This window comes from Thioalkalivibrio thiocyanodenitrificans ARhD 1 (assembly GCF_000378965.1).
GTDB lineage: Bacteria > Pseudomonadota > Gammaproteobacteria > Ectothiorhodospirales > Ectothiorhodospiraceae > Thioalkalivibrio_A > Thioalkalivibrio_A thiocyanodenitrificans.
This window is the reverse complement of the sequence record NZ_KB900536.1, coordinates 2,300,773-2,314,577: the sequence shown is the minus strand read 5'-3', so window position 1 is coordinate 2,314,577 and position 13,805 is coordinate 2,300,773. Positions and strand designations below refer to the sequence as shown.

General features: G+C 62.4%; 17 protein-coding genes. 12 read left to right on the top strand and 5 right to left on the bottom strand.

Annotation, left to right across the window (positions count from 1 at the left end; translation table 11 throughout):
* The first annotated feature begins 4 nt into the window (after nucleotides 1–4).
* From atpG to glmS, 5 genes are all read left to right on the top strand, one after another.
* A complete protein-coding gene (gene atpG / locus THITHI_RS0110970; protein WP_018233140.1) occupies nucleotides 5–865 on the top strand; it encodes a F0F1 ATP synthase subunit gamma in 861 nt (286 codons plus the stop codon).
* Between the two features lie 46 nt (nucleotides 866–911).
* Nucleotides 912–2,291, top strand: a complete 1,380-nt coding sequence (gene atpD, locus THITHI_RS0110965; RefSeq protein WP_018233139.1) for a F0F1 ATP synthase subunit beta — start codon at nucleotides 912–914, stop codon at nucleotides 2,289–2,291.
* 14 nt (nucleotides 2,292–2,305) lie between these two features.
* Complete coding sequence (locus tag THITHI_RS0110960; RefSeq protein ID WP_018233138.1) at nucleotides 2,306–2,731, top strand: F0F1 ATP synthase subunit epsilon; 426 nt, start codon at nucleotides 2,306–2,308, stop codon at nucleotides 2,729–2,731.
* Between the two features lie 609 nt (nucleotides 2,732–3,340).
* Nucleotides 3,341–4,720: a bifunctional UDP-N-acetylglucosamine diphosphorylase/glucosamine-1-phosphate N-acetyltransferase GlmU gene (gene glmU / locus THITHI_RS0110955; RefSeq protein ID WP_018233137.1), complete on the top strand. Its 1,380-nt coding sequence runs from the start codon at nucleotides 3,341–3,343 to the stop codon at nucleotides 4,718–4,720.
* Nucleotides 4,721–4,925: 205 nt separating this feature from the next.
* Nucleotides 4,926–6,752, top strand: a complete 1,827-nt coding sequence (gene glmS / locus THITHI_RS0110950) for a glutamine--fructose-6-phosphate transaminase (isomerizing) (protein WP_018233136.1) — start codon at nucleotides 4,926–4,928, stop codon at nucleotides 6,750–6,752.
* A gap of 77 nt (nucleotides 6,753–6,829) precedes the next feature.
* Here the strand turns inward: glmS and THITHI_RS0110945 are convergent, their stop codons facing one another.
* Both THITHI_RS0110945 and THITHI_RS0110940 read right to left on the bottom strand, forming a co-directional pair.
* Nucleotides 6,830–7,414 (bottom strand): mobile mystery protein B, encoded by a 585-nt coding sequence (locus THITHI_RS0110945; protein ID WP_018233135.1) that lies wholly within the window; start codon nucleotides 7,412–7,414, stop codon nucleotides 6,830–6,832.
* Nucleotides 7,414–7,872, bottom strand: coding sequence for a mobile mystery protein A (locus THITHI_RS0110940; RefSeq protein ID WP_018233134.1), 459 nt, complete (start codon nucleotides 7,870–7,872; stop codon nucleotides 7,414–7,416). The genes THITHI_RS0110945 and THITHI_RS0110940 overlap by 1 nt, the downstream gene beginning before the upstream one ends.
* A gap of 551 nt (nucleotides 7,873–8,423) precedes the next feature.
* On the opposite strand from THITHI_RS0110940, the gene THITHI_RS0110935 reads away from it, so the two are divergent.
* The 7 genes from THITHI_RS0110935 to THITHI_RS0110900 all read left to right on the top strand — a co-directional run bounded on the left by THITHI_RS0110935 (nucleotide 8,424) and on the right by THITHI_RS0110900 (nucleotide 12,313).
* Nucleotides 8,424–8,657 carry a CopG family transcriptional regulator gene (locus THITHI_RS0110935; protein ID WP_026186273.1) on the top strand — a complete coding sequence of 78 codons (234 nt, stop codon included), beginning with the start codon at nucleotides 8,424–8,426 and terminating at the stop codon, nucleotides 8,655–8,657.
* Nucleotides 8,658–8,687: 30 nt separating this feature from the next.
* Entirely contained in the window at nucleotides 8,688–8,894 is a 207-nt protein-coding gene (locus tag THITHI_RS0110930; protein ID WP_156820632.1) for a type II toxin-antitoxin system RelE family toxin, read from the top strand.
* On the top strand, nucleotides 8,887–9,162 hold the full coding sequence (locus THITHI_RS0110925; protein ID WP_018233131.1) for a hypothetical protein: 276 nt from the start codon (nucleotides 8,887–8,889) through the stop codon (nucleotides 9,160–9,162). Before THITHI_RS0110930 ends, THITHI_RS0110925 begins: the two co-directional genes overlap by 8 nt.
* Nucleotides 9,159–9,944 carry an HNH endonuclease gene (locus THITHI_RS0110920; protein ID WP_018233130.1) on the top strand — a complete coding sequence of 262 codons (786 nt, stop codon included), beginning with the start codon at nucleotides 9,159–9,161 and terminating at the stop codon, nucleotides 9,942–9,944. The genes THITHI_RS0110925 and THITHI_RS0110920 overlap by 4 nt, the downstream gene beginning before the upstream one ends.
* 202 nt (nucleotides 9,945–10,146) lie before the next feature.
* A complete protein-coding gene (locus tag THITHI_RS20220; RefSeq protein WP_018233129.1) occupies nucleotides 10,147–10,536 on the top strand; it encodes an HIT family protein in 390 nt (129 codons plus the stop codon).
* 3 nt (nucleotides 10,537–10,539) lie between these two features.
* Nucleotides 10,540–11,589, top strand: a complete 1,050-nt coding sequence (locus THITHI_RS0110905; protein WP_018233128.1) for an HNH endonuclease — start codon at nucleotides 10,540–10,542, stop codon at nucleotides 11,587–11,589.
* A 316-nt stretch (nucleotides 11,590–11,905) separates the two neighbouring features.
* Nucleotides 11,906–12,313 carry a hypothetical protein gene (locus THITHI_RS0110900; protein WP_018233127.1) on the top strand — a complete coding sequence of 136 codons (408 nt, stop codon included), beginning with the start codon at nucleotides 11,906–11,908 and terminating at the stop codon, nucleotides 12,311–12,313.
* Between the two features lie 302 nt (nucleotides 12,314–12,615).
* Here the strand turns inward: THITHI_RS0110900 and THITHI_RS0110890 are convergent, their stop codons facing one another.
* The 3 genes from THITHI_RS0110890 to THITHI_RS19630 form a co-directional block, all read right to left on the bottom strand.
* Entirely contained in the window at nucleotides 12,616–12,891 is a 276-nt protein-coding gene (locus THITHI_RS0110890) for a BrnA antitoxin family protein (RefSeq protein ID WP_018233125.1), read from the bottom strand.
* Nucleotides 12,863–13,177, bottom strand: coding sequence for a BrnT family toxin (locus THITHI_RS0110885; RefSeq protein ID WP_018233124.1), 315 nt, complete (start codon nucleotides 13,175–13,177; stop codon nucleotides 12,863–12,865). Before THITHI_RS0110885 ends, THITHI_RS0110890 begins: the two co-directional genes overlap by 29 nt.
* Nucleotides 13,178–13,422: 245 nt before the next feature.
* A complete protein-coding gene (locus tag THITHI_RS19630; RefSeq protein ID WP_198005603.1) occupies nucleotides 13,423–13,773 on the bottom strand; it encodes a type II toxin-antitoxin system HicB family antitoxin in 351 nt (116 codons plus the stop codon).
* Between the last annotated feature and the right edge of the window lie 32 nt (nucleotides 13,774–13,805).

Sequence of the window (13,805 nt, the reverse complement as noted above, 5' to 3'; positions counted from 1 at the left end):
CACCATGGCAGGCGCAAAAGAGATCCGGACCCAGATCAAGAGTATCAAGAATACTCAGAAGATCACCAAGGCCATGGAGATGGTGGCCGCCAGCAAGATGCGCAAGGCCCAGGACCGCATGCTGGCCACGCGTCCCTATGCGGAGAAGATCCGCCAGGTGATCGGCCACGTGGCCATGGCCCAGGCCGAGTACCGACATCCGTACATGGAGGAACGCGAGGTCAGGCGGGTGGGGATGATCATCGTCTCCACCGACCGCGGCCTGTGCGGCGGCCTGAACATCAACCTGTTCAAGAAGGCCGTGGCCGCCATGCGCGAGTGGCGCGAGCAGGACGTCGAAGTGGATCTCTGCCTCGTGGGCACCAAGGCGCTGGGTTTCTTCAAGCGCATGGGCGGCAACGTGGTCTCCAAGGTCAATGGCCTGGGCGACCAGCCGCGGCTCAACGACATGATCGGCACCATCAAGGTGATGCTCGACGCCTACGACGAGGGCCGCATCGACCGCCTGGTACTGGTGGAGAACGAGTTCGTCAACACCATGACCCAGCAGCCGCGTGTCACCACCCTGCTGCCCCTGGTGCCGAGCGGGGAGAAAGAGCTCAAGCACCACTGGGACTACATCTACGAGCCGGACACCAAGCCGGTGCTCGACACCCTGCTGACCCGCTACATCGAATCCGTGATCTACCAGGGCGTGGTGGAGAACGTGGCCTGCGAGATGGCCGCGCGCATGGTGGCCATGAAGTCCGCCTCCGACAACGCCGGCGACCTGATCAACGAACTGCAGCTCGTCTACAACAAGGCCCGACAGGCGGCCATCACCCAGGAAATCTCCGAGATCGTGAGCGGAGCCGCAGCGGTCTGACGCGCGCCCGCCGACACAAGATTTGCAGACTTAGAGGATCGACAACATGAGTGCTGGAAACATCGTTGAAATCATCGGCGCCGTGGTGGACGTGGAGTTCCCGCGCGATGCCGTGCCCAATATCTACGATGCCCTCAGCGTCGAGGAGAGCGGCCTGACCCTGGAGGTGCAGCAGCAGCTGGGCGACGGGGTGGTGCGCACCATCGCCATGGGCACAACCGACGGCGTGCGCCGCGGCATCAAGGTCAGCAACACCGGCGCCCCGATCTCCGTGCCCGTGGGCACGGGAACCCTGGGCCGCATCATGGACGTGCTGGGCAACCCGGTGGACAATGCCGGTGACGTGCAGACCGATGACCGCTGGTCGATCCACCGTCCGGCCCCCGCTTTCGACGAGCAGGCCGGTTCCACCGAGCTGCTCGAGACCGGCATCAAGGTGATCGACCTGCTCTGCCCGTTCGCCAAGGGCGGCAAGGTGGGCCTGTTCGGCGGCGCCGGCGTGGGCAAGACCGTGAACATGATGGAACTGATCCGCAACATCGCCATTGAGCACAGCGGCTACTCCGTGTTCGCCGGCGTGGGGGAGCGCACCCGCGAGGGCAACGACTTCTACCACGAGATGAAGGACTCCAACGTGCTCGACAAGGTGGCGCTCGTCTACGGGCAGATGAACGAGCCCCCGGGCAACCGTCTGCGCGTGGCGCTCACCGGTCTGACCATGGCCGAGTACTTCCGGGAGGAAGGCCGTGACGTGCTGATGTTCATCGACAACATCTACCGTTACACCCTGGCCGGCACCGAGGTCTCGGCGCTGCTCGGGCGCATGCCTTCCGCCGTGGGTTACCAGCCGACGCTGGCCGAGGAGATGGGTGTGCTCCAGGAGCGCATCACCTCCACCAAGAAGGGCTCCATCACTTCCATCCAGGCCGTGTACGTGCCGGCGGACGACCTCACCGACCCGTCGCCCGCCACCACCTTCGCGCATCTGGATGCCACCGTGGTGCTCTCGCGCCAGATCGCCGAGCTGGGCATCTACCCGGCCGTGGACCCGCTGGACTCCACCTCCCGCCAGTTGGACCCCAACGTCATCGGCCAGGAGCACTACGACACGGCCCGCGCGGTGCAGAACACCCTGCAGCGCTATAAGGAGCTGAAGGACATCATCGCCATCCTCGGCATGGACGAACTCTCCGAGGACGACAAGCTGATCGTGGCCCGGGCGCGCAAGATCCAGCGCTTCCTGTCCCAGCCGTTCTTCGTGGCCGAGGTGTTCACCGGTTCCCCCGGCAAGTACGTCTCGCTCAAGGAAACCATCCAGGCGTTCCAGGCCATCGTGGCCGGCGAGTACGACCACCTGCCCGAGCAGGCCTTCTACATGGTCGGCACCATCGACGAAGCCGTCGAGAAGGCCGAGAAGCTCAAGTAACGACGGGGTAACCCATGGCCATGACCTTTCACGTCGACATCGTCAGCGCAGAAGAGTCCATCTACTCGGGCACGGCGCAGATGGTGGTGGCGCCTGCCGAGGGCGGCGAGGTGGGTATCCTGCCGCGCCACGCCCAGTACATCGCCCAGCTCAAGCCGGGTGAGGTGCGCGTGCGGGTGAGCGAATCGGGCGAGGAGCACCACATCTTCATATCCGGCGGCCTGCTGGAGGTGCAGCCCCACGTGGTCACCATCCTGGCGGACACCGCCATCCGGGCCAAGGACCTGGACGAGGCCGAGGCCCTGGAGGCCAAACGCCGCGCCGAGGCCGCGCTCGCAGACCACAAGGCCGATTTCGACTACGCCAAGGCCCAGGCCGAGCTCATCGAGGCCGCCGCCCGCCTGCGCATGATCGAGAAGATGCGCAAGCACAAGGGTTGAACAGGGCGTTTCCACCACGAACGGACCTGCCAAGGCATGGGGCGGGCCGCGTACACCCGCCTTCACACCCGCACCACCGCCCTGTTGGGGTTCGTTCCTCACCCCAACCTACGACTGCTTTCTTGCCACAGAGGGCACAGAGGTCACAGAGAAAAACCATCAGAACCGTAGGTTGGGGTGAGCACAGCGAACCCCAACAGGGCGGTGGTCTCCCGAGGCCCGGCGTGTTGGGGTTCGTCCCTCACCCCAACCTACAACTGCTTTCTTGCCACAGGGGGCACAGAGGTCACAGAGAAAAACCATCAGAACCGTAGGTTGGGGTGAGCACAGCGAACCCCAACAGGGCGGTGGTCTCCCGAGGCCCGGCGTGTTGGGGTTCGTCCCTCACCCCAATCTACAACTGCTTTCTTGCCACAGGGGGCACAGAGGTCACAGAAAGAACCAACGGAACCGTAGGTTGGGGTGAGCACAGCGAACCCCAACAGAGCAGAGTTCTCCCGCGCCCCGGTGATTACAACGCCCCGGCGTGATATGTTTGCGCTCAACCAAAACCCACGCGTATCCTGCCATCCCCGGCCCGCCGTGTGACTGAAAAAGGCTGACACTCAGATGAGTCCGGATCTCACCATCGTGATCCTCGCCGCGGGCCAGGGCACGCGGATGCGGTCCGCCCTGCCCAAGGTGCTTCACCCCCTGGCCAGCCGCCCCCTGCTGGCCCACGTCCTCGATTCCGCCCGCGCCCTCGAGCCCCGGCGTATCCTGATCGTCCACGGCCACGGCGGCGAGCACGTGCAGGCCCGTTTCCCGGATCCCGAAATCACCTGGATTCACCAGCCCGAGCAGCGCGGCACGGGCCATGCCGTGCGCCTGGCGCTGCCCGCCACTGCGGAGAACGACAGCGTCCTGGTCCTCTACGGCGACGTGCCCCTGGTGCGCCCCGAAACCCTGGCCCGGCTCGTGCGGTCCCTGAATGCCGGCGCCGACCTGGCGCTGATGACCACGGTGCTGGCCGACCCCTCCGGCTACGGCCGCATCCTGCGCGATGACCAGGGCAGGGTGCTGCGCATCGTGGAGCAGAAGGACGCCACCGAGGCTGAACGCCATGTCCGGGAAGTGAACACCGGCATCATGGCGGCCCGCGCCGGCGCGTTCGCCGGCTGGCTTTCACAGGTCACCGACGACAACAGCCAGGGCGAGTACTACCTCACCGACTGCGTGGCGCTCGCCAACGCCGAAGGCGCCCGCGTGGAGGCCTCCGTGGCCCATGATCCGGTGGAGGTCATGGGCATCAATGACAAGCGCCAGTTGGCGGAGCAGGAGCGCGCCTGGCAGCGCCGCCGCGTCGACGACCTGATGCTGGCCGGCGTCACGGTATTGGATCCCGCGCGTCTGGACGTGCGCGGCCGGGTGTCCGTATCCCGGGACGTGACCCTGGACGTGAACGTGATTCTCGAGGGCCAGGTGGATCTCGGAGAAGGTGCCGTGGTCGGCGCGGGCTGCGTGATCATCGACAGCAGCATCGGCCCCGGCGCGCACATCCTGCCCCACTCCGTGATCGAGGGCGCGGTGATCGGCGCCAACGCCCGCGTCGGCCCCTTCGCCCGCGTCCGCCCCGGCACCGAGACCGCGGCGCACGCACGCATCGGCAATTTCGTGGAGATCAAGAACGCAAGCGTGGGCGAGGGCGCGAAGATCAACCACCTGAGTTACGTGGGCGACGCCGACGTCGGCCGGGACGTGAACATCGGCGCCGGTACCATCACCTGCAACTACGACGGCGCCAACAAGCACCGTACCGTGATCGGCGACCGCGCCTTCATCGGTTCCAACTCCTCACTGGTGGCCCCCCTCACCGTGGGCGAGGACGCCACCATCGGCGCCGGCACCACGCTGAACAGGGATGCCCCGCCCGGCGAGCTGACCGTGGCCCGTGCCGACGCGCGCACCATCCGCGGTTGGAAGCGCCCGGTGAGGAAACCGAAGACATAGACGGATTTGCCACAGAGGGCACAGAGTTGAAAGAACTTCTTGATCTTGCAGGTCGGGCTGGAGCCCGACCTGCAGGTACAAGGCCTTTTCTCTGTGCCCTCTGTGCCCTCTGTGCCCTCTGTGCCCTCTGTGGCAGAACCGTTGAACTTTGAACTTTGAACTTTGAACTTTGAACTTTGAATCTTGAGTTCGGACCCTAACCCCCATGTGCGGAATTGTCGGAGCCATCGCTGAACGCAACGTCGTCCCCGTCCTGATGGAGGGCCTGCGGCGGCTGGAATATCGCGGCTACGACTCCGCCGGCATCGCCGTGCGTGAGGGCGGCGGCCACATCCAGCGCATCCGTTCCGTCGGCAAGGTCAGCGAGTTGCAGGCGCGCCTCGACGCCGAGCCCCTCACCGGCCACCTCGGCATCGCCCACACCCGCTGGGCCACCCACGGCATCCCCGCCGAACGCAACGCGCACCCCCACATGAGCGGCGAGCGCGTGGCCATCGTGCACAACGGCATCATCGAGAATCACGCCGAGCTGCGCGCGGAACTCAGCGCTGCTGGCTATCCCTTCTCGTCTGAAACCGACACCGAGGTCATTGCCCACCTGCTGGCGCAGTGCCTCGACGAGACCGGCGAGCTGCTGGCCGCCGTTCAGTTGGCCGTGAAAAAGATGGTGGGTGCCTACGCGCTGGCCGTGGCGAGCCCTGACAAACCGGACCGCATCATCGTCGCGCGCTTGGGCAGCCCGCTGGTCATCGGTGTGGGGGTGGGCGAGAACTTCATCGCCTCGGACGTCTTCGCCCTGCTGCCCGTCACCCAGCGCTTCGCGTTCCTGGAGGAGGGCGACATCGCCGAGATACGCCGTGACTCGGTGCGCGTCTTCGACACCGACGGCAACGCCACCGAACGTCCCCTCAAGGAATCCACCTTATCCGCAGCCACCGCCGAGAAGGGCCCCTACCGCCACTACATGCTCAAGGAGATCTTCGAGCAGCCGGCCGTGATCGCCGAGACCCTGGAGGGGCGCATCTACAAGGGCCGGCTGCTGGAGGAGAGCTTCGGCCATGAGGCGAAGCGCCTGCTCGATGCCGCGAAGGGCGTGCACATCATCGCGTGCGGCACGAGCTTCCATGCGGGCCTCGTCGCCCGCTACTGGCTCGAGGAGATCGGCGTGCCCTGCAGCGTCGAGGTGGCGAGCGAGTTCCGCTACCGCAAGGTCGTGGTCCCGCCCGAAACGCTCTTTCTCACCATCTCCCAGTCCGGCGAGACGGCGGACACCCTGGCCGCGCTTCGCGCCTCGAAGAAGATGGGTTATCTGGGCAGCCTGTGCGTGTGCAACGTCCCGGAGAGCTCGCTGGTGCGCGAGTCCGAGGTGGCCGTGATGACCCGCGCCGGCCCCGAGATCGGTGTCGCCTCCACCAAGGCCTTCACCACCCAGCTCGTCGCCCTGCGCCTGATCACGCTCGCGCTCGCCCGGCGCACCGGCATGGACCGGGCGCGGGAGCAGGCGCTGGTGGAGGAACTGGAATCCCTGCCCCGCCAGGTGGAAGTGGCGCTGTCCCTGAGCGAGCCTATCGAGCAGATGGCCAACGCCTTCGCCGAGAAGACCCACGCCCTGTTCCTCGGCCGCGGCAGCTTCTACCCCGTGGCCATGGAGGGCGCGCTCAAACTCAAGGAAATCTCCTACATCCACGCCGAGGCCTACCCGGCCGGCGAACTCAAGCACGGCCCGCTGGCGCTGGTGGACGCCGACATGCCCGTCATCTGCGCCCTGCCCGACGACCCGCTGCTGGAGAAGGTGCTGTCCAACCTCCAGGAAGTCCGCGCCCGCGGCGGCGAACTGTTCCTCTTCAGCGACCAGCGCATCCGCATCGACCTGGACCACTACCACAGCCTCACCCTGGCCGACATCTGCCCCAGCACCGCGCCGATCGTCTACACCGTCCCGCTGCAACTGCTGGCCTACCATACCGCCGTGCTCAAGGGGACGGACGTGGACCAGCCGAGGAACCTGGCGAAGTCGGTGACCGTGGAGTAGCGCTGTTATCAGGTCATTCCCAATGTTGCGCGAACAGGCGCCCGCCGTCGCGCTCAATATCAGGCCCGATCAGCCGTTCACTGACTCCGCGCAAATGCCATCAAGGCCCGGTAATCTCGGCCATCGGCCGCTCGCAGAGCCGCGAGGTAGAGATTTCGCTTTTCGTTGGCCTCGACCAGGGACTGGCCGCCCCAAGTGAAGGCAGGGCATCCGAGCCTTTGGATCAGAAGATCTGCGGCCAGGCGAGCATGACGGCCATTGCCGTTGACAAAAGGATGAATCCAGACCAGCCGGTGATGAAAGCGCAACGCGATTTCATCGGGCGGGTACGAGGCATGCTCAATCTGCGCTTTCACGTCGTCGAGCAGGTTGCGCAGGTCAGTGGAGATCTGCCGCCAGTCCACGCCGATGTTCTTGTCGCTCTGACGAAAAACCCCCGCCCATCGCCATGTCTGACCAAACATGCGCCGATGCAGCTCGCGCAAGAACTCTTCGCTCAGAATCTCTCGCTTCTTCTGCCGACGCGCCCATTGCACACCTTCCAGGATGTTGGTTTGCTCCCACTCGTTGAGTTCACTCTGGGTGGTGATGTGGTTCGGGATCAAGTCGGCCGCCTCGTCCGGATCCAGCGGCGTGGCGCCCGGTGCATAGTGAAACTCCATCACCAGAGCCCCTTGCCTGATTTCGACAGAAGGGTCTGGGCGATCTCCTTGATTTGCGCCTCGGTCAAGTCTGGATCGACAGCCTGATCCTCCAGGGCCATGCTGCGCGCGACGGACTGAACCTGTTCGCGCGCGATCTGCATGGCGCGTTGGGTCCGCATGGTGTCGAGGGATTGTTTCGGCACCAAAGCATATTGCAACTCGCAATCCAGGCTGGCGGCAAGCCGTCGCAGGGTGGCCAGGGTGATGGCGTCGTTCGACTCGGCGTCCTCGAGCTTGCGCACGGCCGAGTCCGTGATGCCGAGGCGACGGGCCAGCGCGGCCGAGCTCATCCCCAAGGCATCTCGTATGGCCCGCACCCAGCCACTGGACGGGCGGGTGGGCAGCGCGGCTTCACGCCAGCGAGCCAGGGCGGCATCGAGTTGGCGCCGGCGCAGGGTTCGAAGGTTCGCAGTCATTGGGAGTCGTCGCTCACGAGAATGTAAATATATCGTGACATATAACTCCCGATCAATCAATCTCAACGCAACCTATCGCTACCGTATAAGCTGGCTTAACGGGACAGATAGCTCCTGAAAAATGGTCGGGTAAGAGGCTGCTTCGTACCGCCGCCCCGCCCGTCATCTCTTTCCCAGCACCCGAACCAGCGCAATCGATCGAACATGTCTGTCGATGTTGATTCTTTAGCCCACAGACCGAACCACACTTCCACTTCGGCCGCCCATCTGCGTGCCGTGACGAGCGTAGGAGCGGCGACTCCGCCGCGAACCGCCCGGCCCGATTGACCTCCGCCTTCGGCCCGCATCGGGTCTCCTGCATCCGGGCAACAAACCGCGCCTGCGCCGTGGTTAGGTTATTCTGTCGAGCCGGGATTAGGCTATTCTGCGACGGCTTCTCGGAAGAGGTGGGGGTTCTACCCCGGTTTCAGATGAAAGCGAAGGAGTCAGTGATTGCAGCCGAGGACCAAACCGAGCCGGCCCGTTCTGCCCTGCGCAAGAGGAACCAGGCCATGGCAGCCACGACCAGACGCACCACAATCCATTTCGACCAAGGGCTCCACGAGGCCCTGCGCCTGAAGGCCGCTCACACCCACCGCTCGGTTTCCGACCTCGTCAACGACGCGGTGCGGGCGGCGCTGGCCGAGGATCAAGAGGATCTGGCAGCCTTTGAGGAGCGCGCGGTGGACCCGGTATTGACCTACGAAGAGTTGCTCAACCAACTGAAGGCCCATGGCCAGTTGTAGACTTGCCTTCGGAAATCCGATGCCAAAGACCTGCGGCCGATTCCCAACAGAGATGTCGCCCGGATACTCAAACGCGTCGAGGCACTCGCCGACGACCCGCGACCGCCCGACAGCCAGAAGCTGTCGGGTCAGGAACGCTACCGAGTGCGCCAGGGCGTGTACCGCATCGTCTACGAGATCGTGGATGATGAACTGGTCGTGACGGTCGTGAAAGTTGGACACCGGCGAGATGTGTAGCGTACTGGCTGAGTCAGGTAGTCGGCTTGTCCGCGCCAGCGGCGGCGAACTGTTCCTGTTCAGCGACCAGCGCATCCGCATCGACCCGGACCACTACCACAGCCTCACCCTGGCCGACATCTGCCCCAGCACCGCCCCGATCGTCTATACGGTCCCGCTGCAGTTGCTGGCCTACCACGCCGCCGTGCTCAAGGGGACGGACGTGGACCAGCCGAGGAACCTGGCGAAGTCGGTGACGGTGGAGTGGCGAAGATTGGTGCACCCATGACGACCTCCGACCGAAGACTTTGGACTCGTCATGAGCTCCTCGTCGCGTTCGGGCTCTACTGTCAGATGCCGTTCGGCAAGCTCCACGCGGCGAACCCAAAGGTCAAGCACTTCGCCGCGTTGCTTGGAAGGACGCCGTCTGCGTTGGCGATGAAACTCACCAACATCGCAAGCCTTGATCCGGCAGTCACAACGACAGGGCGCAAAGGCCTCACAGGGGCATCCGCGGCGGATCGCCGCATGTGGGTGGAGATGCAGAACGACTGGCGTCGGTTTGCGGCCGAGTCAGAGGAGGCCATCGAGTCCATTGCCAACAATGCCGCGCCAATCGCTTCCGCAGATGATCTTGCACCGGAAGAACGCGAATACGGTGGACGTGACATTCCAGTCCAAACCACGGCCAGACTCGGTCAGCGCTTCTTTCGAAGGGCGGTATTGAGTGCGTACAACTACCGGTGCTGCATTACGGGGCTTGCTGTACCGGCCTTACTGATTGCAAGCCATATCGTCCCTTGGCGAGATGACCAGTCGAACCGGCTAAATCCGAGAAATGGACTGGCGCTTTCCGCGCTCCATGACCGCGCGTTCGACCTTGGATTCATAACCGTAGATGAGAATTTGAGTGTCAGGGTCTCGCGCGAGGGGGCAGGTGCCAGTGATCGCTTCTACGCAGATGCCCTTCTACGTTATGAAGGCCAACAGATCGCGTTGCCCGAAAAGTTCCCTCCTGATGAGCACTTTCTCGCATACCATCGAAGCCATGTGTTCCTTGATTCGCTGTAAATGCGGCCAGGCACAAACTCTTCGTCTGGGTTCCCGGATTCGGGACTGAACCTTCTTCGCGCCGAGACCTTCTTATTGGACAACTGGAAAGCCGATAGGATTAATTCTGGAAATGAGTTATCCGGTACCATCTATGTCCTGGTTGTCTCTGAGCAGGGGACACGTACGGAGCTTCTTCCACTATATGAGTGAGGTGTGATCGATGAATGTGGTCTCCGATTGCCCGTTCTGTACCTTGAGTCCTGAGCGGATCGTGTCAGACCATGATCTCGTGGTCGTAATACGGGATGGTTACCCAGTCTCGCCCGGCCACACCCTCATCATCCCAAAACGCCATGTGAAATCGATCTTCGAAGCTACAATTTCAGAACGCGAAGCGCTCTTGCGAGGGCTTGATGAAGCAAAGAGTGTGCTTGATAAGGAGTTCAAACCCACCGCGTACAATATCGGCATTAATGACGGGGTGGCCGCGGGCCAGACTGTTCCGCACCTTCATATTCACCTGATTCCGCGTTTTGAGGGAGACTGTGATGATCCCCGCGGAGGGCTCCGCTGGATATTCCCGAACAAGGCGAAGTACTGGCGCGACTAAACCATGGCGAGACCGACTGAACATGCCCAGATCTGCTTTCTGCAAAATCTGCAGCGCCTTCTTGCAGAAGGAAGCTTCGTCGCTACTTATAAGTATGCATTGTTACTGGCCCTGGCCGATATTGCCGTGGAACAGGGCGACGACTCGGGAGACGAGTTGGAGGTACCGCTCGACGTCGTCGCCGAGAAGTTCATTCAGTACTACTGGCCGCAGTCGCGACCGTTTCCACGTACGTCACCCGCTCAAGTGTTGCACCAGAATGCCGGCCAACAAGCCGCCATCATCAACGCAATTGTCAATGTTCAGAATGCCAACGGTGGTAGCCTGGCCAGGATAAGAACTCAGCGAAATATTTGGGCGCGGCTGCTTCGGCATGTTGCCACCGTGGTCGAGCGAATGCCTCTGTGGCGACTGCAGGTGATCGGCGACAGCCCCAGCATATTCCTCTATCCGCATTCGCTGGAAAACAATGCCATTCGGCTGCTCCCAGGCGTTGCGTATAATTTTCGCGCGTTTCACCCCATGATTACCAACATGATTCAGGGCGCCTGGATCGCCGCGGTGAGGCGCCTGGACCGAAACCAGCCGATTCTGGGACAGCGCGTTGATCTTGTTGAGTTCATGTTCGGCAGCGAACGGCAGAGCCTCGCCGACTACAGAAAGGTGTTGCTGGAAATCGACGGTCCAAGGTGCTTCTACTGCGAACGACAGCTTCGCGCTGCGTCCGACGTGGACCACTTCATCCCGCGTTCCCGTTATCCCATCGATTTGGGACACAATTTCGTGCTTGCGCACCCAAGCTGTAACCGTGCCAAGTCCGATCACCTTGCGGCCTTAGAGCATTTGCAGCGCTGGCGCCAACGGAACGAGGAACAAGATAGTAAACTCACAGAGGCATTTGACAGGCGAGGCCTATTGCATGACCGCGATGCCAGTTATCAGATTGCCAGATGGGCATATGCTCAGGCTGATTTGCAGAACGGTCTTCTCTGGAAACAAGGCAGCGAATTGGCCAGCCTATCGCCTGATTGGCGGGCTATCCTCAGTGGATAACCGGTTGTTCGATCTTGTCGAGAAGCCGGGGGCAAGTCCTGGTTGCCTGCGCAGGTAAAATGAAGAAGGAGAACAGCCTTAATGTGTGACGCTGTTGCTCGATTCGGTGTCAAGAGCTGTCTGACAGGAACTATGAGCACTGCTCGGCGCCCTCGAGAAGCTAGTAAAACGAGAAGGGTGTCCCCATGCCTCCACATCTTCGCTGTTCGATCGCCTTTTCTCGGGTTGCTTGGAGCAGCAGATGAAGGAGTAGGAGAGGGAAGGGGATATGCCTTAAAATCTGGGAAACGGGAGAAGAAAGGGGCTCCTTGAGAAGATGAACGGTGAACGCGGTCTTACCAAGTACTTGGCCCTCTTGGTCGTCATCGCCATCGGCGTGACGGCAGGCAATCTACTATCTACCTGGATCACGATGAAGGTCGTCGAACACCAAATGGAGCAGGCTCTTGTCGGAATCTCCAACGAAGTAACAACACAAATGAACAAGGTGCAGCGCGAAACCTCCGTGTTGAGGGCAAAGGCACGCGCGGAGAGCGAAGCGCTGGAATCAAGGCGGCGGCAGCAGCGACTAGCTGATAAGACAGGTGCGGCACTTGCGCGCGCCTGCGAGGAATGGCAAAGGGCACACGAAGAGTTCAAGTCATATACGTCAGAAACAGAATCAGCGAAGCATTGTGGCCGGCTTGAACGGTATTTGACTACCGGAGCCGTACCAAGGCGGTAGAGGTTGAATCGTTGCTGCCACCAACGGGGTCGGATTAAGTTAACGCATCGATATCCCGGGTTACAGGCCCGTTTTTCGGCCTGGGATTCCCGCTTAGAAGGCCATTTCTGGGGATGAAAGTGGCGCTCTAACGCCCACGGGGCCCTGTGTCCGGCGCTCCGCCGTGCGCCCACTTGTGCACTCAAGCCGCCACCTGCCTCTGATCCTCGATGATGAGGCCGCGACCCAGGACCGATAGGGCAGCCACAACGCCATCGAGCCGGGAGGCATGGTCCGGATCCACGAGGCGGCGGATGATCGCCTCAGCCGTCGTGTTTCCTTGCAACGTCCTCGGCGAGCCAGGCCTTGATCAGAGACTGGTAGGGCATATCCCGTTTGTTGGCTTCGATCTTGATGCGCTCCAGCAGCGCCACCGGGAGTCGGAGTGAGATGGTCTTTGTTGAAGGCTTCAGGTTTGGAAGAGACACACGCTGCGCCTTGCTCCAATCGACGTAGTCGCTGGAATCATGGCTTTCCCAGAAGGCCCTTTCCTCTGCTTCCGACTGGAAGTCAGGTGCGGTCTTGCGACGCTTGCTCATAGAAAATCCGCTCCTTCCGGTGCATATTCCACGCAGAGATCACACGGATCAGGGTTCCGGAAACACGCAACGTGAATGTGATGTGAAGCAGTCGGCCATCATCCGTCCTGCCCAGGGCGTGGTAGCGTTGTTCCTGCACGCTATGCTTTGAATCAGTCGCCAGGAGCAGGGGTACATTGAAAAACACCTGCTCGGCCTCGGCCTGACTGACGCCGTGCTTGTCGGCACTCTTACGAGCATTGCCGATGTCCCAGTCAAATCCCTTGACCTGCGCCCAGTTCAGCATGAAACGTATATTACCTTCATATACGGAGTTGGCCAAGATCGGGCTGGTTCTGTCCCCTTTCCGAGCGCGGTCACCGGAGAGCGGGGGAGAACGGGGTCGGATCACCGGCAACACCTTGATACCTCGGGCGAACGCCTGGTTTTCGGGCTGCAATTCCCGCTTGGAAGGCCATATCCGGGGATGAAAATGGCGCTCAAACGCCCAAGGGGCTCGTATCCGGCGATCCGCCGCGTGCCCACGTGCACTCAAGCCGCCACCTGCCTCTGATCCTCGATGATGAGGCCGCGACCCAGGACCGATAGGGCAGCTACAACGCCATCCGGCCGGGAGGCGTGGTCCGGATCCACGAGGCGGCGGACCGCGGCTTCGGACACCCCCAGACGGCGGGCCAGGGCCACATTGGAGACCCCTTCTTCACGCATGGCGGCACGCAAGGCCGGTTTGGCGGCCACAAGCGGCGCTACGGGCGCCAGGCACTGGCCCCGCTTCGCCTTCGAGGGGCAGCTCAACTCCCTTGAGCGCGTAACCTGCAAGGGCGGCACCCGGCGCCTCGCTTCCTTCACGACTTCCTGTCGGGTCGCGCCGTCGGTGATCACCCCCTGCACATCCGGAGCAGTTGGGATTGATC

Excerpts from the sequence above, each read along its gene's own strand:
- atpG (WP_018233140.1), top strand. The coding sequence starts at position 5 with ATGGCAGGCGCAAAAGAGATCCGGACCCAGATCAAGAGTATCAAGAAT.
- atpD (WP_018233139.1), top strand. The coding sequence starts at position 912 with ATGAGTGCTGGAAACATCGTTGAAATCATCGGCGCCGTGGTGGACGTG.
- THITHI_RS0110960 (WP_018233138.1), top strand. The coding sequence starts at position 2,306 with ATGGCCATGACCTTTCACGTCGACATCGTCAGCGCAGAAGAGTCCATC.
- glmU (WP_018233137.1), top strand. The coding sequence starts at position 3,341 with ATGAGTCCGGATCTCACCATCGTGATCCTCGCCGCGGGCCAGGGCACG.
- glmS (WP_018233136.1), top strand. The coding sequence starts at position 4,926 with ATGTGCGGAATTGTCGGAGCCATCGCTGAACGCAACGTCGTCCCCGTC.
- THITHI_RS0110945 (WP_018233135.1), bottom strand. The coding sequence starts at position 7,414 with ATGGAGTTTCACTATGCACCGGGCGCCACGCCGCTGGATCCGGACGAG.
- THITHI_RS0110940 (WP_018233134.1), bottom strand. The coding sequence starts at position 7,872 with ATGACTGCGAACCTTCGAACCCTGCGCCGGCGCCAACTCGATGCCGCC.
- THITHI_RS0110935 (WP_026186273.1), top strand. The coding sequence starts at position 8,424 with ATGGCAGCCACGACCAGACGCACCACAATCCATTTCGACCAAGGGCTC.
- THITHI_RS0110925 (WP_018233131.1), top strand. The coding sequence starts at position 8,887 with ATGTGTAGCGTACTGGCTGAGTCAGGTAGTCGGCTTGTCCGCGCCAGC.
- THITHI_RS0110920 (WP_018233130.1), top strand. The coding sequence starts at position 9,159 with ATGACGACCTCCGACCGAAGACTTTGGACTCGTCATGAGCTCCTCGTC.
- THITHI_RS20220 (WP_018233129.1), top strand. The coding sequence starts at position 10,147 with ATGAATGTGGTCTCCGATTGCCCGTTCTGTACCTTGAGTCCTGAGCGG.
- THITHI_RS0110905 (WP_018233128.1), top strand. The coding sequence starts at position 10,540 with ATGGCGAGACCGACTGAACATGCCCAGATCTGCTTTCTGCAAAATCTG.
- THITHI_RS0110900 (WP_018233127.1), top strand. The coding sequence starts at position 11,906 with ATGAACGGTGAACGCGGTCTTACCAAGTACTTGGCCCTCTTGGTCGTC.
- THITHI_RS0110890 (WP_018233125.1), bottom strand. The coding sequence starts at position 12,891 with ATGAGCAAGCGTCGCAAGACCGCACCTGACTTCCAGTCGGAAGCAGAG.
- THITHI_RS0110885 (WP_018233124.1), bottom strand. The coding sequence starts at position 13,177 with ATGCTGAACTGGGCGCAGGTCAAGGGATTTGACTGGGACATCGGCAAT.